This window comes from Saccharibacillus endophyticus (assembly GCF_013185185.1).
GTDB lineage: Bacteria > Bacillota > Bacilli > Paenibacillales > Paenibacillaceae > Saccharibacillus > Saccharibacillus endophyticus.
In genome coordinates, this window is the sequence record NZ_JAAZWE010000004.1 from 225,425 (window position 1) to 243,177 (window position 17,753).

Genomic DNA, 17,753 nt, shown 5'->3' on the forward strand with positions numbered 1-17,753 from the left:
CGCACACCCCCTCACGAATTGCGCTTCCGCCGCACCATCAACCCAAACACCCCTAACATCACCGCCAACGAAGCCACCATTGAAATGCAAAACACGGAAAACCGTTTTCCGTCCGTCATCGACGCGGCCGGAGAACCTTCGATCCCCATATCCAGCATAGCCGGAGCTTGATCGCCTGTTCGGATCGATACATACTCCGCCGCGGCGTACTCCCCCGCTGCTCCTTCGTGTGCCAGTGCGACCACCGCGGTTTCAGCTACCGCATCAACCGGATCCGCCGCTTCGGCATAAGTTTGGCCGGCCCCGGCTACTCCCGAAATCGCGATAGCGGCGACCAGGGCAGCGCCGAGCATTTTTTTTCGAAACATGATCGTTGCCTCCTTATATGGTAAAGCCCGAAATTCCTTTTCCTATATTTATCAACGTCGAAACCGGGACATTCGTTAATAGCCGGAAGCAAGCTTTTTTAAAAAATTTCCGTCGCGAGCTTTTTCCGCGCTGTGTTTACACCGGTTTTCGGTTGAAATAAGTTAACCCCGCCGCTAGGAACAACACGAAGCTACCGCCTACGGTAATCAGCAGCGTCTCTATAGGCAGCCCGAACGCGCCGAAATCGTATTGCCCTCCCGCCTGCATCATCACCAGCATCGGCTGCGCCCACGGATAGTACGGACCGTAAGTCGCCGAATTGGCGATCAGGATGTTCGGGATAGTGAATATGACATTCAACACCAGCGGCGCGGCGAAGCTGCTCCACATGGTGGACACGAACAATTGCAGCGCAGCCAGCGGCAGGCAAGCGATAAATCCTCCGAGCAGCTTGATGCCGAATTCTCCCCACGGAATCAAGGCGAGATCAAATCCTTTGAGCGCGCCCACGCCGAGCACCGAAACGAAAAACAGCAGTTGGTTCAGCGCGAGCGTTCCCATGACGACCAGCAGCTTGGAAAAATATAATGCGCTGCGCGAAACGGGAAGCGACAAGATCTGTTTCCATCCGCCGCCCGCATGCTCGTACCGACATACATAAGCCGAGAAAATCCCCGTCATGATCGGCAGGAACAACATTGCGTGCAGCACCATCATCGCCAGCAGCAACCCGGCCCATGCGCCTTCTCCGTTACCGACGTTGGCAAGCAGCCCGATCACTGCGCATAATACCGGATCAATGACGGCCAGCAGCATGATTTGAGAGCGTCCAAGTTTGATTCGTTCGCTGCGCAAAGCAGCAATCCATGTTCCCATTTACGCCACGTCCTTTCTGGAAAAGTGCAGGGAGCCCAGCAGATACAAGACGGCGAATACGCCGATGCCGAGTCCGACGAATCGCATCGCTTGCTCGCCGTGGAGCGCTAATGCCGGCCAGGACAATGGAAGCAGCTCCGGCATGGAAGCCCCGAATACCGAGGTCAGCGAAGCCGCGATGCCCAGCGCGATCGGAATCGCCTGATTGCGTACCGTTAACGTCAGCCACAGCATCACGCCCAACATCGGCAGAGAAGCCAGCATCGGATAAAAGCCGAACGTCGCCAGTTCCATATACGGAATCGGACCGGGCAGCTTCAGTACAAGGCCCAAAATCAAAGTCGAGACCGTCAGAAGCACGCAAGCCGCAAGCAGTTGGATCAGGCAGCTCAGAAACTTGGACGCGAACACCTGGGAACGACGCACCGGGAGTGCCAGCGTCTGCTTCCAGGAGTTCTGCCGATTCTCGATATTCGCGATCATCGACATCAGCAGCGTCATCGCCAGATAGATCGCGATCGGCACGAACAGTCCGGTCGATTCGATCAAGCCGCCCCATGGATCGCTCGCATAAGCGTCATTTACCAAGTAGTCATAACGCAGACCGAAGTTAAGCGCCTGCATCGCCGTCAATCCGACCGAACCGACCAGCACCACCCACCAGATTCCCGTTCGGCGCATCTTGAGCAGATCCGTTACAAGAAGTTTGCCGATCATTGCGCAGCCTCCTTCCGCAGTCCTGCCGCTCTCAGCGCACTGGCTTCATGGCGTTCGGAATTGGCATTCGACGCACCCGACGTCATGGTCAGGAACAGGTCTTCCAACGATTTGCGGCGTTCTTCCACCCGGTAAATGCTGTGGCGGGCATCCACCAGCGCCGCGACTAGACGGGCGATCTGACCGTTATCGATGCCTTTGAACACCAGATGACCTTGATCCAGCCGCGGGAAACAGCCTTGTTCGCGCGCGGTGATCATCGCGGCGTCCGGATCGGACAGCGCGATATGGATTTCGCTGCCGGCTTTGCGCTGCAAATTCGGAATGCTGTCCTGGAAGACCATTTTCCCCTGGTTCACGATGCCGACGCTGCTGGCCATCTGTTCGACTTCGCTCAGCAGGTGGCTGGAGACGAGCACGGTAATGCCCTGCTGCTGCGGCATTTTTTTGATCAGCTCGCGAATTTCCAAAATGCCCGAAGGATCGAGGCCGTTCGTCGGCTCGTCCAGAATCAGCAGTTCCGGACTGCCCAGCAGCGCCGACGCGATGCCGAGCCGCTGCTTCATGCCGAGCGAGTAGCCTTTGACGGAGCGTTTGGCGTCTTTGGTCAGGCCAACGGTATGCAGCACTTCGTCGATCCGGCTTTTCGGTACATTTAAAATGCGGCGGATCGTTTCCAAATTCTCCACTGCGTTCAGATGGCCGTAATACGACGGGTATTCGACCAGCGAACCGACGCGGCGCAGAATCTTGATCCGCTCTCTTTTCAAATCCTGGCCGAAGATCTGCACCACGCCGCTATCCGGCTTGATCAGTCCCAGCAGCATGCGGATCGTCGTCGTCTTGCCCGCTCCGTTCGGTCCGAGGAAGCCGTAAATCTCGCCTCGCGGGATCGCCAGGTTAAGCGCGTCCACAGCGGGGGTGCCTTTGTATTTTTTCGTCAAGTTCCGGGTCTCGATCATCATGTCTGTCATTGTCCCTCACCTCTCGTTTTCTTATCGTTGGTTCTTATGATAAAGACGCAAGGTTAAAGGGAGGATGACCTGAAGTTTAAATTTGGTTTAAAAAATCGGCAAAAAGCCGACATTCGTTCCATCAGTGAATGTCGGCTTTTTATAATCAGGCATTTTTCAAACTGAATTTACGGCATTGCGTATTCAGCGCTTGATTTCGCGTTCGAAGTACAGCTCCATGAACGTCGCGGTTCCGTAACCCATAGCCGGCGGAGCGAACAGCTGCACCAGGCGCCAGCCTTCTTGAGCATGCGCATGAATGATTTCGTGATGATCCTGCTTCGGCTTGCCTTTAAAAGCTCCCATTTCGATTTGAACAATATCGTATTCGTACATCGTTGATCTCTCCTTTTCATGATTCGTAAAATTATGGCGCCTTTAGTAAAAGGGATTACACGGCGTCGTTCGTTTGGCCGACTCCGACTTGAGTTTGAGGACGAGGAGATTTGTTTTTTACGCCTAACATTTTCAGCATCGTGCCGATCGACGGCTTCTGTCCGTACAGCAGCACGCCGCCGCGATAAATTTTAGCCGACAGAAGTCCTACGATGAGCGTGGAAACGGCGAGAACCAGGATCGGCAGCAAAATCTCCAACAGTGCCAATTCGCCTGCGCCGACTCGAGCCAGCATGACCATAGGCGTCAGGAACGGAATGTAAGAAGAGACGACCGCCATCGTTCCGTTCGGATTGCCGAGCGAAAGCATCGCGATGATGAATCCGACGAACAGCAACAGCGAGATCGGCATCATCGCCTGACTCAGCTCCTCGCTGCGGCTGACGATCGAACCGGCTGCGGCAAACAGCGTCGCGTAGAAGAAGTAACCGAGTACGAATATCGCGGCCGCCACAGCCAACATTTGTCCGTCGAAAACCGACAAGTCGAATGAAAGTCCTGCCAGCGACAAGCTTTCTTCGGCTCCGAAGAGGGTCACCAACAGAGCGCCCGAGCCGAAAATAATCGCAAATTGCAGCATCCCGGCCAAGCCTACGCCCAACACCTTGCCTGCCAGCAGTTGGACCGGGCTGACTTTGGTAATCAGAATTTCCTGAATGCGCGATCCTTTTTCCACGGAAACCGAAGTCGCGACCGTGCCGGCGAACAGGTAGATCATGAAGAACATCACGACCATCAGCGCGTAGACCGGCATATAAGTCTCGGTCATGGACTTGGCTCCCGCGTTCAATTCGTTGAGTTCGAAGGCCGGCTGCGCGGTCAGCGCCGCGGCCTGCTGCGTCGTCAGCCCCAGCGATTCCACGCGGTCGTTCACGTTCAGTCGTTCCACGTAAGCAGACAGGTTCGGAGCAAAGGCTACGTCATCCTTTCTATTGACCGAGAGAAGGATTTGCGGAGCCGCCGCAGCGTCCGCGCCGCGCTCGATCACGACGACCGCCGCCAAGTCTTCGTTTTGCAGTAACTGCCGTTGAGACGCCAATTCGCTGTTCTGTACCATTTTCCATTCGTAAATCGGCGATACGCCGGAAGTCAGCTCGCCGGCTTCGACCGGAAGAGACGAATTATTAACGACCGCGACCGTGCCTTCCGTCAGCGCCTGACCGCCGAGAAATCTGGAAGCCAAGACGACGGCGGCGATGACCGCGACCATCAGAACAGTCATCCAAGTGAACGATTTGGAGCGAACGCGTCCTTTAAACGAATAGCCGAATACGATTCCGAATGGTTTCATACCGCTTCTCCCACCTTTTCGATAAAGATTTCATGCAGCGAGGGTTCTTTGAGTTCAAATTTGAGCATGGGCACGCCTGCTTGTCCAAGCTCCCGCATCAATTGGTGCGCTTGCGCTTCGCCCGGCACCCGGATCGTCCATTCTTGCGCGTCGCGGCGAATATTTCCCCATCCTTTTCCTTCCAGGAAAGGAGTCAGGTCCGCTTCGCTGCGCAGAACCAGATTATTGCGTCCGTACGAGCTTTTGATTTCGGACAATTTGCCGTTGAGTCTCATTCGGCCTTTTTTCATGATGCAGATATTCTCGCAGAACTGCTCGACTTGCATCATCTGATGGCTGCAAAATACGACGGCTTTGCCGAGCGCGATCTGATCTTTGACGACCGAAGCCAGCATATCCGCGTTAACCGGATCAAGTCCGCTGAACGGTTCATCCAGGATGACCAGGTCCGGATCGTGGATCAGCGAAGAAATAATCTGCACCTTCTGCTGATTGCCTTTGGACAGCTGTTCGACCCGCTTATGTTCGTGTTCTTCGATGCCGAGACGTTCCAGCCACGTTTTGAGCGCTTTCTGCGCGTCGCCTTTTTTCATGCCTTCGAGACGGGCCAAATATGTAAGCTGTTCGCTCACCGTTTCTTTCGGATACAGTCCCCGCTCTTCCGGCAGATAACCGACGCTCGGCCGATTTTCCAGAAACGGCTTGCCGTTCCAGAGCACGTCGCCCCGGTCATATTCCAGCAATCCGAGCACCGAACGGATCGTCGTCGTTTTGCCCGCGCCGTTGCCGCCGAGAAGCCCGAACGCTTCGCCGGCTTTGACCTCCAGCGTCACGTTGTCCACGACGTACTTGCCTCCGTACTGCTTGCCCAATTGATTGATTGAAAGTGTCAATTTAATCGCTCCTTCCGAATAATAACTTGATCGACGACCTGTCGATTCGGGAAACGTCCTTTTCATAAGCGGCGGCGGAAGATTCCCGCTCGTTTCGCCTTGATTCGAAACTGCCGCTTGTCTGTCTTGCCATCATTGAACTGCCCGATTCGCGGTGTCTGCCTTGCTTGCAAAGTACGGCGCCTCTTGGCTTGATTTCACTATACCAGCCGATATGCGCTCGGAAAACGACAACGCGTTCCGTAATTCCCGCAAATTGTCGTTCTCCGTTTTGCGGGCCGCAAAGCTTTGATGTTCGGTATGGACCGCGTTTCAAAACAGCACGAAAAACCCGTCTCGCAAAGAGACGGGCCAGTAGCTTCTCAAAAAATCGTATTCTCCGACAATAATCCGATTCGTCTCGCTTCGGCGATCGCTTCGGAACGCGAACGCACGCCGAGCTTTTCGAACACGCGGGTCAGGCTGTATTCGACCGTGCGCTGGCTCATCAGCAGCTTGGCGGCAATGTCTTTGTTGCTTCGCCCGCTGGCGACTTCCTGCAAAATCTCCTGCTCGCGCTCGTTGATCGAGACGGTTTCCAGCGTGTTGTCTTCCCGCGTCGATACGCGAATATCGCTGCGTCGAAGCTGGCGGAGCAGCTGCACCGGAATAACCGCCTCGTCGCGCATCACGCAGCGGATCGCCGTAAGCAGCTGCTCCCGGCTGGCCGTCTTGCTGACGAAACCCGACACGCCGGAATCGATCAGCACGTTAAAGTGCGGACTGATGTCATAGCCGGTATAGATCAGCACGCGGCTGTCAGGCTGCGCGGTTACGACTCGCTTGGTCAACTCCAGTCCGCTGATGCCCGGCATATTCAAATCGAACAGCAAAATATCGAATTCTTCCGTTTGCAGCAGCTCCAACGCTTCCATAGGCAAAGACAGCGAGGTCACGCGAACTTCCGGGTCTTGCTCCAACAGCAGCTTGGTTCCTTCCCCTACGGAAGGGTGGTCGTCGACCAGCAAAATTTTAATCATTGAACGGCCTCCTTATATGAGAAATCAGTACTTGGCTTAAGCGGAATAATAATCTCGGTTTCCATGCCGGCTCCCGGTCGGGAATGCCACTCGAACGTTCCTTCGAAGCTTCGGACTCTTTCTTTCATGCCGGCAAGCCCCATATGGCTGAACGAGTCGGCCGCGTCCGCTTCGTTCATGCCTACCCCGTCGTCCCGATAACGGTAATAAAAAGCTTCTTCGTCGGCGAACATGGAGATCTCCACGTTCGAAGCATCGGCGTGCTTGTCCGCGTTGCGCAGCAATTCCTGGGTAATGCGGTAAATGGCCAGCGTCTGCTCGTCGTCGAGCACACCGCCGATATTGTTGGCCTGGAAATCGACGATATAATCGGCTCTCATCTGGGCTTCGGTGAATAGCTGTTCAAGCGACTGTTCCAGCCCCATTTCCATGAGCAGCGGCGGACGAAGCTCGTTGCAGGTCTCGCGAATCTGATGAATAACGTCCAGCAGCCCTTCTTTGATCCGATCCAGCTCGGCTTTCAGCAAGCCGCTCATCTCGTAATCCACGATCGCGGTCTCCAAACGGCGCAGCCAAATGATCTGGTCCTGAAGCGCCGAATCATGCAGGTCGGAAGCCAGCCGTCTTCGTTCGTTCTCCGACAGGTTGAAGATCAGGCGCAGCACCCAGCCCGGCGTTTCGCCGTGCTTTTCCATTTCCGCTTCCAGACTGTCGATCAGCCCTTCGACCAGATACAGATTCTCGAACACGATCGCGCTATAATTGGCGAGCGTGACCAGTCGATTGCGTTCGTCGGGGTTGTATCGGGTATGATCCGCTTTGTCGTCCAGCCAGAGCAGATAGGCTTGGTCTCCGCGGCGGCCGATTACCAGGCAGGCGCCGCGCGAAAGCATCGTCAGCGAACCGGGAACGAGCTGCTCGTTTTTGCGACGGAGCGCTTCGGCCATCTCCCGTCGCTCCGCGGCTGCCATCTTTTCGACCGGCACTTCGTTGACCGAAGTATCCCAATCGAAAAATTGCAGCGCGGGTATGCGAATGCTTTCCTTGATCTCTTGTTCGAGCGCCCGTTCCAGATCCGCCCGCTTCATCACGCGCGCGACATTGTGGGAAAACCGCTCGAAATTCCCGTCTAGGCTCGTTCCGCCTTTCCCTTGCCGAAGTTTGCGGTCCAGCGCTTCTTTAACGAACAATAAGATGACCAGCACCAGGTAAAAAATCAGGAACATCCTCGTGATGCCGATTCCGCTCGGCCCTTCGCTTCGAACGATCCACATGCCGAGCAGCGCCATGATCGCCGAAGGCAATACGGCCACCGAAGCATGATAGAAAAATCGGTTCAATACGAAATTCACGTCGAAAATGCGGCGCGTCATCAGCATGTACATGTAGGCGAGCGGCAGCACCAATAAAAAGGCTGTTGCGGTTCCGACGGAAATGATCGGAGATCCGATTAACAGGGGGAGGCTGTATAAAACGATAAACGGCGAAAAAGCCAGAATATGCGTGATTAAGGTCAGCTTGAACAAGGAGTTCAAGTCGCCTTTTCGATGTTTTCTGTATTTTCGTATCAGTTGAATGACGGCAATGACGTTCGGAATCGCAAAAAACAGCGTGAACAGCGGCGTAGCCCAATCCAAAAATTCAAGCTTAACAAATGATCGAATACAAAGTAAGGCAAGTTCAAAACTTAGGCAAGCATAAAAGAAAATCATCCATTTAGAAGATAATAAGAATTCGTTGAATCTTTTCAAATACATATTCATGAAATGGATAAAGACGACAGGAACCATCAAAAACAGAAAACGGAATAACAAAGTGCCGACAGGTTCGAGTTTATGGGTCGTATACCCGCCGATATAAGCCGCTCCCGTAAACAGGAAAAAGAGCGCCAGCACAAAAGAGGACGGGTCCGAGCGTCCGGATCTCCACAGTACGGCCACGAAAATCAAAAATAAAAACGAAGCCGCCAAGGGCACGCCGATGAATTGAAGCGTCTCCGATAACGGGGGCGGCTCCAATTCATAATGGCGGCTTTCGCCTTGAGCGTTCACGATATCGAGCGATTTTACCCTTTCAAGCTCGCCGTAACGCCCAACGATATAGTCTTTTGCAGGATCTTGGCCGTTGACCGCTATGATTCGATTACCGACTTCGAGGTATTTCTCTCCCCATCCGCCTGCCACGATCGATGTTACACGATAGGAACCATCCGGCTCGCGAAGCACTTCAACAAACATGTTTGGATTTGACGCAACAGTATAAAAATATTGAAACACAACAATTATGTATATAAGTACGGCAATCGGCCACTTCCATCTTCTTAACATGGAATCCTCCATTTCTTACAGAAATCTATACGACTCCCCAAGCCGCTAGGCTGGTCTTTTTTAAAACCTTGTCATTTTTACCTTCTTGAAACACTTCTTTCAACGCCCTTTGCTCCATCGCTCCAAGTCCCGCAAACTGCAGTTGTCCCGATTGGAATTCGGCCCGAGCATTCTTATTTTGCATAAGCATCGCTATCGCTTCTTTCAACATTTCCGATCAACCTCCGTGAATTGGGATAGATACAGCCGGCAGTTCGTCTGCCTGGAGCTGTCAGCGTAACCGGCGATCGGAAGCGAGAAGATTCTGGATAGTGGTTCCGGCGTTTGGCTTGACTTCACTATACCAGCGCCGGGAAGTTCGGGAAACGACAACAGCCGCGACAATTCCCGCAATTGTTTTTGCGGTGTTTTTGCGGGAACGCAAAGCGGTCTGCCGACACGCGAAAACAGGATTCACAAGCGAATGGTTTGGTCCAATATCCGCTTGAATTCCGATTGGGCGGGCAGCGATTCGATCACGTCCAGGCACCGATAATAAGCCAGTCGCATTCTTACCGAAGCATAGGCGAGCGCACCCGATTGTTCAAGCACCTCCTCGAACTCGGTTGCCTTGGTTTTGACTTCGTCGTAGCTTAATTTTCCTTCGAAATACTCCGTTGCCCAATGATTTTCGCCCTCCAGATAATTCAGCAGCATCAAAACGGGCAGCGTGCGCTTGCGGTTCCAAAAGTCGTTTTTGCCTTCATGATTCGTAATGTCCAGAATATCGTTCTTGATCTGGGCGGCTATGCCGAGCTGAAGCGCGAATTCCGCGCTTTCGATCTTGGTTTGCCCGCAGCCGAGCAAAGTGCCGAGTTGAACGGCCATGACGAGCAAGGAAGCGGATTTACCCGAAATCATCTCCATATATTGTTCTTCGGTATAGACGGCATTCAGCAGGTCCGTCATTTGTCCGTTAACGGTCGTAAGTAATTGAGCATTCAGCAGCGCGGCCGCTTCATATTTGCGTTCGGACGGGAAAGGGGCTTGCAGCAGCATCTGCTGAGCCAAAAACGAAAATCCGAGCGCGATATTCAAGGCAAGATCGCTTCGGAATTTGCTCCACGGAGCCGATTCATTATCTCCGTCTTGCAGATCATCGATCATGTCCAAAGACAGCACCAAGGCTTCGACGGCAGCAGCCGCTTGCAAAATCCCGTCGCCTTCTCCGCCGTACATCCGATAGTGGAGAACGGTGAGATTGCCGAAAAGCGCTTTTTCCGACAACTTGTACGCCGCGCATTCCGCTGCCATTTCCCGAAGCTCGTCCTGATTGAATCCTTGTTCGATCCCTTGCATCAAAGTTTGCTTAATCGCTTCATTCCAATTCAACGTGGGTTTCTCTCCTTATCCGATACTGATTAGGGTTAGATTTATTCCTATCCCCTATTCTACTTTCAAACCCTCTTTATTCCAACAGCGAAACGCCAACCTTTATATACCCGGAATACGCAAAAAAGACCTTCCCGTTCGGAAAGATCTTCTGCGCGATTCCTATACGATTAAGGTTTGTCGTACAGCACGACAGCGGCCAGCGCAACTTCGTAAATCCCGTCCAACCCCAGCCATTCATTCACTCTGTCGTCATAAAACGTGGCAATCGGAGCCGTATCCGTTGTTGGAGGCGCGCAGCTCTGCACTTGTTTCGCCATTCTTCCCGCTTCCAGCAGACTATAGCGGTAGCCCCGTTCGCCGAGCAGTTTATGCGAACGGTGCAAATTGGCAGCGACGAACCAGATCGCCCGCGGCGAGCCGCTCAGCAGTCCCGGCGGAAAAGCATCTTGCAACGAAATATTCCAAGGCCGGCCGCAGCACTTCAACTCCCGCCCTTGCTCTTCGATATGATAGCAAAGGTGCTGCCCTTCTTCGTTCCGGCAAACCATGTGCAGCTCCAACTGATCGGGCTTGAATCCGGCAGTTTGCTCCAGCACGCGCATTTCCTCGAAAGGAACTTCGGAATGCGACGCCACGGTTCGGGCATAAGCGTCCAACCATTGTTTCAGATCCGGCGGGATGTCCGCTTCGCTCGGCGGAATCGCCGGCGAACCGAAATAACGTTTGTCCGACGAAGCTTGACCGTTCAGGTGTCGAAACAGGTTGCCGAGCATTTTCATCCGAGATCTCATTAACACGTCCAATTCGGGGTGGTGGGCAGAACCGGCATGGTAGGTCAGCGAAAGACGTTCTTCATCCAGCTCGCGCTCGGATCTCCAATCGTTAAATTTCAGACTCATCAAGCATTCTCCTTTCAGGGAAAAGGGTGGGGCGCCGTATTCAAATCCGTCGGCGCGATCGGGAATGCGCGGTAACCCGTCCCGACCGGAACATCGAAAATGCGGCGGCTTCCGATCAGGCGTTCATGCTCGCTTCGCGGAAGCTGCACGGTTCCGGGTACGATCATTTTGACGACATGCAGCCCCAGCGCTCTCGCGTCTTCGGTCGTGACGTCCGCGCAGATCGCTTCCAATCCGCGCGCCGCAAGCCGGTCAAGCACCTGCTTCAACTGCTCGGCATGGGACGCCTTGCCGTCGATCGGGTTCGCGGCGAGCTTTCGCGTCTTGGGTGCGGCGCATGCGAAATCAAGCTCGCGCATCGCGTTCGGCTGCTCGTAATAAGGCAGTCGCAGACCGTAATCGACAATCTGGTCCGCTTGCAGCTCGGGAAGTCCGGACGCGTAAATTTGCGCTTTGTTGCCCATGTACAGCTGGCTGATTTCCATCAGCGTCTTGGACGCGGCCTCCTCGAGCGTGCTGCGGGCGGCGCCGCCGAACGAGACCTTCCTGTCTCGGGTATGCAGCAGGCCGAAGACGGAAGGCACGCCGATATCCGAAGTCGTATCCACCAGATCAAGCCGGAAACGCCGCTGGTCCATCAGCGCTTCGAACGGTTTCAACAGCGCGGAGCCGTTCAAGTCGATCCCCGGCATCTGCAAGCGGTTGTACCACATGATCATGAACGAATCCCGTTCGATGATTTCCAACAGCCCGCCGAGCATGGCTTGCTCCAGGGTCGAGCCGGCCGCGGAGCCGGTCATGAGGCCGAAGCAAATCGCGTCTTCGTTCGGAGCGATCGGCCGGTAAGAATCCCAGGTCAGCGCGGCCGGCACGTAGACGTTCTTTCCACGGGTCAGACTATACGCCTCGAACCAGCCTATGCGGCTGTCTTCCGTGAACGGACGGTACGGGAATCCCGGCTTCGCGTGCTGCTCTTGCGTGAAAAGAGGAAGTTCGCTCGGATGCAGCGCATTCGTGCCCAACTCCCGCCACGAAGCAAAGACCGTCCGATCGGGCTGCACGTAAGACGCGCAATAGCGTTCGACCGCTTCCGCGACGGCGGACGTATTCGCTTCTTCCGGCGTGCGTCCCATTCCGCTGGCAAAAAAGTCGATCAGCCCTTCCTGGCCCGGAACGAAGGCTTTGGGATTGCCCGGAATAGCCAGACTCAAAAAAAGCTCGGGATCTTCCGCGTCGGAATTGATATTCATCAAGCCTTTCACGATCCCGCCCCGGCTGCCTAGCGTTGCGGCCAACGCTTTCGGCACGCCGGCATCCGTTCCGACGGCCGACGATCTGCGAATCAGTTGACGGCTCATGCGAGCACCGCCGCTTCCGTCCACGGCTGCGCAGCCAGCGAAGCCGAACGGCGCACTCCGCATACGGTACAGGTCGGAACGCGATGCACCGCCGACAACTCGCCTTCGATATGGAACGCGTCGAATTCCAACAAGTGCCCAAGCGTCAACGGCGCGAAGCTGCTTTTATGCCGGGAGGACCACTTCGCGACTTCAAGCGCGACGATGCCGGCAAAAATCTGCCAAGACAATTCGAAGCCGGCTGCCGCTTCCGGAACATCGGGGCTGGACAACGACGCCATGCGCCGCTTCAGGCATTCCCGGCAAGCGGTAACCCCGGGGATGACCAGCGGACCCACGCTGCCTCCAAGGCGGTTGAAACGCACCGGCAGCCAATTGAACGCTCGGCTATTCGCGATCTCGTTCCAGGCCGAAAGCCGTTCCTCGCTGCCGATCGCGATCATCAATTCGGGCGCTTCCGGTACTTCGTCCGGGGACTCCGTCCATCGAACCGGCAGTCCCGCGATTTGAAGCATGCCGCCGATCTTTTCGGCTTTCGCCCGATCTTCTTCGGCGTGAAGAATCCAATATTCGCCCATCAGCTCACCTTGCCTTTCTCAAGCACCAGGCAGCGCACGGGCGCCTGATCCGCGGGATAAGTATGCGTCTCGATCAGTTTCAAGGAAGAGCGATTCACGCAATCCAGAATTTGCGCTTCCGGGAAAAACCTTTTGGACGTGGAACCGAAGTAACGGCGCGTGCTTCCGCCCTGCACCACTTCCGCGTAAAAGTTCATGACCGCTTTGCGGGAGTCGTGCTCTTCGTGCTCGCCCATCAATACGAACTGCTTATGATCGGGACCGAGATCGATCGTAACGCCGTCCACTTTGCCGTCGCGCATTTCGCGGTTGTGCTCGCTGTTCTCGTAGACGTAGTCGAACACGAACCGCCCGCCTTCCTCCAGATGCGCGTAGACCGTTTCCAGCATTTTTTCCACCGAAGCCATATCCGGCAGCAGACTGACGCTTGTCGCCGACAACACGATCAGCGGAAACTTTTCGGCTTGCGCAAACGAAGTCATGTCCGCTTGCCCGACTTCGATACGGTCACGAACATTCTCCGGCAACCTAACGCTCTTGCGGCGGTACAAGGCCAGCATGTCCGGCGACAGATCCAAGCCGAGCGTCGAATGTCCGCGTCGGGCCAGTTGGATCAACACGCGCCCGGCACCGCAAGCCAGCTCCAGAATCCGTCCTTGGCCGCGAACCCGTTCGGCTTGCTCGGCCAGCAGTTCGACGTCGTACTCGGTCCGTTCCGTCAACGCTTCGTAGAACTCCGAGTAATAACCTTCATACAAGTCCATATCGTGACTGTCAGGCAGGTTCAGGCTGCGCAGCTCTTTGAAAATTCCGAAATACATAATCCTCTCCCCTTTTCTTGTCGGTCTTATCGAAATCCGGCCGTTAGGCGACCGTCCAGCCGCCGTCCACGATCAGATTATGTCCGGTGATCATGCCCGCTTGATCCGAAGCCAAGAACAGCACGGCTTCCGCAATGTCCGAAGGCACGGCAAGCTTGCGCAGCGGAATTTTCGGCAGGCTCATTCGGCGGAATCTCGGATCTTCCACGTGTTCGCGATTCGCTTCGGTAGCAACGAAAGTCGGCGACACGGCATTGACGCGAATTCCGTACTTGGCCCATTCCAGCGCCAACGCCTTGGTCAGATGAACAAGTCCCGCTTTGCTGGCGCAGTACGGCGCACGATTCTCGTTAGCGACCACGCCGTGTTGGGAAGCCAGCATGACGATCGAACCGCTTCGGCGCTTGACCATTCCTTTGGCGATCTGCTGAGTCAGGAAAAAAGTGCCCTTCAAGTTGATATCCATAATCTGATCCCACTGCTTCGGCGTGACTTCAAGCGCCGGCACCAGCATGTTCACTCCGGCATTGTTCACCAGGTAATCAATGTCCAATCCGTCCGTTTTCAGTTTATTCGCACATTCGGTTATGGATTGGTCGCTGCGAATATCAAGCATGATTCCTTCGATTTCTTTTCCGTAGGTCTGCCGCAGTTCGTCAGCAACGTCATTCAGGCGTCCCATCTCGCCGGGAACTTCCGTGATCACGAGCGAGGCTCCTTCTCTGGCAAAACTTTCGGCTATCTTGGCGCCGATCCCTCTGCCGGCTCCCGTCACGAGTACCCTCTTGCCGCTCAACCTTCCAACGCTCCGAACCGGCAAGTCGCCTTCTTGTTCTTGCGAATCCCCGAGCCTTATTTCAGCCGTATTCCGCTTCATCCTTTCCCCTCCTGACTATTCATGGTTCCAAGCCGGAATCAGACCGGCTCGCGCAGCGTCTTCCAGAACTTCATGGCATGCACGGCCAACATGGCGAGCAGAACCAAAGCGACTGCGTATGACGCGATGCCGATATAAGGTTGCAACCGATCGATCAACTGATAGATGCCCCATCCCCAGAACAACGGAGTGAAAGCGGCGGCCGCAATGCCGTACAGCAAAAGCACTCCCATTTCGAAAGGACGTGCCGGCTTGCGATTGCTCTCTTTGCCGGGAAGCAGCCGGCCGAAGACGTAACGAAACGCTTTCTGTCTGAGGTTGACGATCCCGAGCGAGTGGGACAGCATCCAATATCCGTCCAATTTCACCAGCGGAATCAAATTCAGCAGGCTCATGCCCAAGTTGGCGACCGAGTAATAGAACAGCAGAGGCACTTCGATTCCCGCGTGCAGCAACCCGTAGAATGCGGCCGCGGATATTGCCGTCATCATCCATTGGCTGTAGATTCCGGCAAACAGAACGGCCAGTTTATGACGCTTCTTTTTGAATAGGTACGTCGAGCTGACGTCGCAGAACATGGCCGGACCGAAGTAAAACAGCATCACTCCGGTCTCCGGAACGCTTCCGCCGTACTTCTTGCAGACCGCCGCATGGGACATTTCGTGAAAAGCGGTCGTCGCGACCATCATCAGATAAAGGATCACTGCTTCTTTGACGCCAAGCCCCGAAAGGGACAAACGGTTAACCAGTCCGGGATCGGACATCATCATGTACAGCGCGCCCAGCATCAGCAGCGTATAAGCGCCGATCGCGACCGGGTGCAGCAGAACGCGGATCAGCCCGAGTCTTCGCTCCAGCCAGGCATCCGGATTGATGCGCAGAAGCTTGATCAGCGTCATGTCTTTTTTCTTGCCCGAAACTTCTGCGGCTTCCGCTTGAAGAAAGCCCCATTCTTCGAATTTGGCGGCCAGGTAACGTCTTTCGGGAGCGGTCAATTCTCCGGCATACAGACGTTCTCGCTCGCTTTCCTGCGGCTGGCTCAGCATGAGTTTTAAAAACTCCGCTTCCCGACGTCCGACTTTGATGTATTTGTTCAATGATTTATGTTTAATCGTAAAAGAATTATTTTCAGATTCATGAAATTCGATAAAATCCGCTGTTTGACTCAATTTTCATCACCTTCGCTCTTTGGAATAGATGCGCGATTCGCATTCCTTTGCCGATGCTGCATTTTCGGGGAAACGGTTGAAAAAGAACGGGGCTTTCCGCCGTACGGCTGCCGCTGATGCGGCGGAATAAGCCCCCTATGTCCTGCACGATCCTGCGTTAATGAAAGCCGAATGTATTTGCGATTAAGTGAAAGCGACCAATCCCGCTCCGACGGCTACGACGCCTACTCCGGCAATAACGCCTTCCACGAAGTCTCTCGAACTTCCCGGCGCTTCGACGTTCTCCAACAGTTCCAGATCCAGTGCGCATGTTTCGTTCATTTTAAAATTCCTCCTCGTTGGTTGTTTTTCAAATTTGGGTTACGAGTATTTCCGACCTTGCATCTTGCGTTTGTCAAAAATACTCTTTACGTAAAAGCGATCAGACCGCCGCCCACGATCACGCCCACGACTACTCCGCCGGCGAACGCTCCGCTCACGGGCGCCGCGATTTCTTCCAGTTCTTCCAATTGCATGTTCAGCATGCTTTCCATCTTTTATCGCTCCTTTCGGCTTCGTTTGTTTAAGTCAGGGCTACGATTACGCCGCCGACGACGATTCCCGTGCCGAAAGCGGTCCCGATTTCTTGCCAGCCCGGCGCATCCATAGCTTCCAGTTCTTCGACGATCAGATTCTTGTTTTGTTCCATGTTCAATCTCTCCTTTTGGGTTTGGTTTTTTATTCGACGATTTAAGTAAAAGCGACCAGGCCTGCTCCGACGGCTACGACGCCTACTCCCGCAATGACGCCTTCCACGAAGTCTCTCGAACTTCCCGGGGCCTCGACGTTTTCCAACAGTTCCAAATCCAGTGCGCATGTTTCGTTCATTTTAAAATTCCTCCTCGTTTAAATGGTTTTGTTTTGCGAAAAGCATTCTTACGTAAAAGCGATCAGGCCGCCGCCTACGATCACGCCTACGATCACGCCGCCCACGAACGCTCCGTCTCCCGGCGCCGCTACCTCTTCCAATTCTTCCAGTTGTACATTCAGCATATTTTCCATGATCAATCGCTCCTTTGATTGAATTTGGTTTTTGAGTGTTACGAGTGTTAGTTGAAAAGAAAAGCGAAATCTTTAAGTCAGGGCGACAATTACGCCGCCGACGACGATGCCCGTACCGAAAGCGGTCCCGATTTCCTGCCACCCCGGCGCATCCATAGCTTCCAGTTCTTCGACGATCAGATTCTTGTTTTGTTCCATTTTTAATCGCTCCTTTTAGGTTTGGTTTTTTAAAAGACAGTTTACGTAAAAGCGATCAGGCCGCCGCCTACGATCACGCCTACAATCACGCCGCCCACGAACGCTCCGTCTCCCGGCGCCGCTACTTCTTCCAGCTCTTCCATCTGTACGTTCAACAAGTTTTCCATCGTTAATCTCTCCTTTGGGTTTTAAGTTAAGGCAACCAATCCTGCTCCGACGCCTACGATGCCTACTCCGGCGATGACGCCCGTTACGAAATCCCGTGCGTTTCCCGGCGCTTCCACGTTCTCCAACAGTTCTAGATCCAATGCTTGCTGTTCATTCATTTTTATATTCCTCCTCAGGGTTTATCGAGCATATGCCTTACTTTGAACTTAGGTAAGAGCGACGAGAATTCCGCCTGCCACGCTTCCCAGACCCGGGAAAGGGATTCCGGAAGGGAACGGCATCAGGGTTTCGGGAGCAGAATAGATCGGGGCCACCACATTTTCCAACAGCTCGATGTCCAACGCTTGCAGTTTTTTCATTTTCCTATTC

Annotated in this window: 26 protein-coding genes; all 26 read right to left on the bottom strand. The window is 54.4% G+C overall.

Features of this window, described 5'->3' with window-relative positions; genetic code table 11:
* Positions 1-11: 11 nt before the first annotated feature.
* Positions 12-368 carry a hypothetical protein gene (locus tag HRQ63_RS15700; protein ID WP_172245420.1) on the bottom strand — a complete coding sequence of 119 codons (357 nt, stop codon included), beginning with the start codon at positions 366-368 and terminating at the stop codon, positions 12-14.
* 136 nt (positions 369-504) lie between these two features.
* Positions 505-1,245 (bottom strand): ABC transporter permease, encoded by a 741-nt coding sequence (locus tag HRQ63_RS15705; RefSeq protein ID WP_172245422.1) that lies wholly within the window; start codon positions 1,243-1,245, stop codon positions 505-507.
* The gene (locus HRQ63_RS15710; protein WP_172245424.1) at positions 1,246-1,962 is read right to left on the bottom strand and encodes an ABC transporter permease; all 717 of its coding nucleotides are present in this window, start codon (positions 1,960-1,962) and stop codon (positions 1,246-1,248) included. It abuts the gene before it with no gap.
* Entirely contained in the window at positions 1,959-2,936 is a 978-nt protein-coding gene (locus tag HRQ63_RS15715) for an ABC transporter ATP-binding protein (protein WP_172245426.1), read from the bottom strand. Before HRQ63_RS15715 ends, HRQ63_RS15710 begins: the two co-directional genes overlap by 4 nt.
* Positions 2,937-3,119: 183 nt before the next feature.
* Positions 3,120-3,311, bottom strand: a complete 192-nt coding sequence (locus HRQ63_RS15720; protein ID WP_037285092.1) for a DUF4177 domain-containing protein — start codon at positions 3,309-3,311, stop codon at positions 3,120-3,122.
* A gap of 55 nt (positions 3,312-3,366) precedes the next feature.
* Entirely contained in the window at positions 3,367-4,662 is a 1,296-nt protein-coding gene (locus HRQ63_RS15725; RefSeq protein ID WP_172245427.1) for an ABC transporter permease, read from the bottom strand.
* On the bottom strand, positions 4,659-5,555 hold the full coding sequence (locus tag HRQ63_RS15730; RefSeq protein ID WP_229714223.1) for an ABC transporter ATP-binding protein: 897 nt from the start codon (positions 5,553-5,555) through the stop codon (positions 4,659-4,661). The genes HRQ63_RS15725 and HRQ63_RS15730 overlap by 4 nt, the downstream gene beginning before the upstream one ends.
* 362 nt (positions 5,556-5,917) lie before the next feature.
* A complete protein-coding gene (locus HRQ63_RS15735) occupies positions 5,918-6,574 on the bottom strand; it encodes a response regulator transcription factor (RefSeq protein ID WP_037285098.1) in 657 nt (218 codons plus the stop codon).
* Positions 6,571-8,811, bottom strand: a complete 2,241-nt coding sequence (locus HRQ63_RS15740; protein WP_172245429.1) for an ATP-binding protein — start codon at positions 8,809-8,811, stop codon at positions 6,571-6,573. Before HRQ63_RS15740 ends, HRQ63_RS15735 begins: the two co-directional genes overlap by 4 nt.
* A gap of 115 nt (positions 8,812-8,926) precedes the next feature.
* Positions 8,927-9,112, bottom strand: a complete 186-nt coding sequence (comX, locus tag HRQ63_RS15745; RefSeq protein ID WP_172245430.1) for a competence pheromone ComX — start codon at positions 9,110-9,112, stop codon at positions 8,927-8,929.
* 242 nt (positions 9,113-9,354) lie between these two features.
* Complete coding sequence (locus HRQ63_RS15750; RefSeq protein WP_172245431.1) at positions 9,355-10,272, bottom strand: polyprenyl synthetase family protein; 918 nt, start codon at positions 10,270-10,272, stop codon at positions 9,355-9,357.
* A gap of 170 nt (positions 10,273-10,442) precedes the next feature.
* Positions 10,443-11,174, bottom strand: a complete 732-nt coding sequence (locus HRQ63_RS15755) for a nitroreductase family protein (RefSeq protein ID WP_172245432.1) — start codon at positions 11,172-11,174, stop codon at positions 10,443-10,445.
* 14 nt (positions 11,175-11,188) lie between these two features.
* Positions 11,189-12,532 carry a YcaO-like family protein gene (locus tag HRQ63_RS15760; RefSeq protein ID WP_172245433.1) on the bottom strand — a complete coding sequence of 448 codons (1,344 nt, stop codon included), beginning with the start codon at positions 12,530-12,532 and terminating at the stop codon, positions 11,189-11,191.
* On the bottom strand, positions 12,529-13,110 hold the full coding sequence (locus tag HRQ63_RS15765) for a TOMM precursor leader peptide-binding protein (RefSeq protein WP_172245434.1): 582 nt from the start codon (positions 13,108-13,110) through the stop codon (positions 12,529-12,531). The genes HRQ63_RS15760 and HRQ63_RS15765 overlap by 4 nt, the downstream gene beginning before the upstream one ends.
* On the bottom strand, positions 13,110-13,931 hold the full coding sequence (mpaM, locus tag HRQ63_RS15770; protein WP_172245435.1) for a daptide-type RiPP biosynthesis methyltransferase: 822 nt from the start codon (positions 13,929-13,931) through the stop codon (positions 13,110-13,112). The genes HRQ63_RS15765 and mpaM overlap by 1 nt, the downstream gene beginning before the upstream one ends.
* Before the next feature lie 43 nt (positions 13,932-13,974).
* The gene (locus tag HRQ63_RS15775) at positions 13,975-14,808 is read right to left on the bottom strand and encodes an SDR family NAD(P)-dependent oxidoreductase (protein ID WP_172245436.1); all 834 of its coding nucleotides are present in this window, start codon (positions 14,806-14,808) and stop codon (positions 13,975-13,977) included.
* Between the two features lie 38 nt (positions 14,809-14,846).
* Positions 14,847-15,977 carry a daptide biosynthesis intramembrane metalloprotease gene (gene mpaP / locus HRQ63_RS15780; RefSeq protein ID WP_308809926.1) on the bottom strand — a complete coding sequence of 377 codons (1,131 nt, stop codon included), beginning with the start codon at positions 15,975-15,977 and terminating at the stop codon, positions 14,847-14,849.
* Positions 15,978-16,160: 183 nt separating this feature from the next.
* Positions 16,161-16,298: a daptide-type RiPP gene (locus HRQ63_RS15785; RefSeq protein WP_169833756.1), complete on the bottom strand. Its 138-nt coding sequence runs from the start codon at positions 16,296-16,298 to the stop codon at positions 16,161-16,163.
* Between the two features lie 86 nt (positions 16,299-16,384).
* On the bottom strand, positions 16,385-16,510 hold the full coding sequence (locus HRQ63_RS26185; protein ID WP_268239470.1) for a daptide-type RiPP: 126 nt from the start codon (positions 16,508-16,510) through the stop codon (positions 16,385-16,387).
* Between the two features lie 29 nt (positions 16,511-16,539).
* Positions 16,540-16,665 carry a daptide-type RiPP gene (locus HRQ63_RS26190; protein WP_268239471.1) on the bottom strand — a complete coding sequence of 42 codons (126 nt, stop codon included), beginning with the start codon at positions 16,663-16,665 and terminating at the stop codon, positions 16,540-16,542.
* A gap of 41 nt (positions 16,666-16,706) precedes the next feature.
* Positions 16,707-16,844 carry a daptide-type RiPP gene (locus tag HRQ63_RS15790; protein ID WP_169833756.1) on the bottom strand — a complete coding sequence of 46 codons (138 nt, stop codon included), beginning with the start codon at positions 16,842-16,844 and terminating at the stop codon, positions 16,707-16,709.
* Positions 16,845-16,892: 48 nt separating this feature from the next.
* Positions 16,893-17,018: a daptide-type RiPP gene (locus HRQ63_RS26195; protein WP_268239472.1), complete on the bottom strand. Its 126-nt coding sequence runs from the start codon at positions 17,016-17,018 to the stop codon at positions 16,893-16,895.
* A 72-nt stretch (positions 17,019-17,090) separates the two neighbouring features.
* On the bottom strand, positions 17,091-17,216 hold the full coding sequence (locus HRQ63_RS26200) for a daptide-type RiPP (protein WP_268239471.1): 126 nt from the start codon (positions 17,214-17,216) through the stop codon (positions 17,091-17,093).
* A gap of 41 nt (positions 17,217-17,257) precedes the next feature.
* Positions 17,258-17,383 (bottom strand): daptide-type RiPP, encoded by a 126-nt coding sequence (locus tag HRQ63_RS26205; protein ID WP_268239473.1) that lies wholly within the window; start codon positions 17,381-17,383, stop codon positions 17,258-17,260.
* Positions 17,384-17,404: 21 nt separating this feature from the next.
* The gene (locus tag HRQ63_RS15795; RefSeq protein WP_172245438.1) at positions 17,405-17,542 is read right to left on the bottom strand and encodes a daptide-type RiPP; all 138 of its coding nucleotides are present in this window, start codon (positions 17,540-17,542) and stop codon (positions 17,405-17,407) included.
* A gap of 48 nt (positions 17,543-17,590) precedes the next feature.
* Positions 17,591-17,743 (bottom strand): hypothetical protein, encoded by a 153-nt coding sequence (locus HRQ63_RS15800; protein WP_156950967.1) that lies wholly within the window; start codon positions 17,741-17,743, stop codon positions 17,591-17,593.
* Between the last annotated feature and the right edge of the window lie 10 nt (positions 17,744-17,753).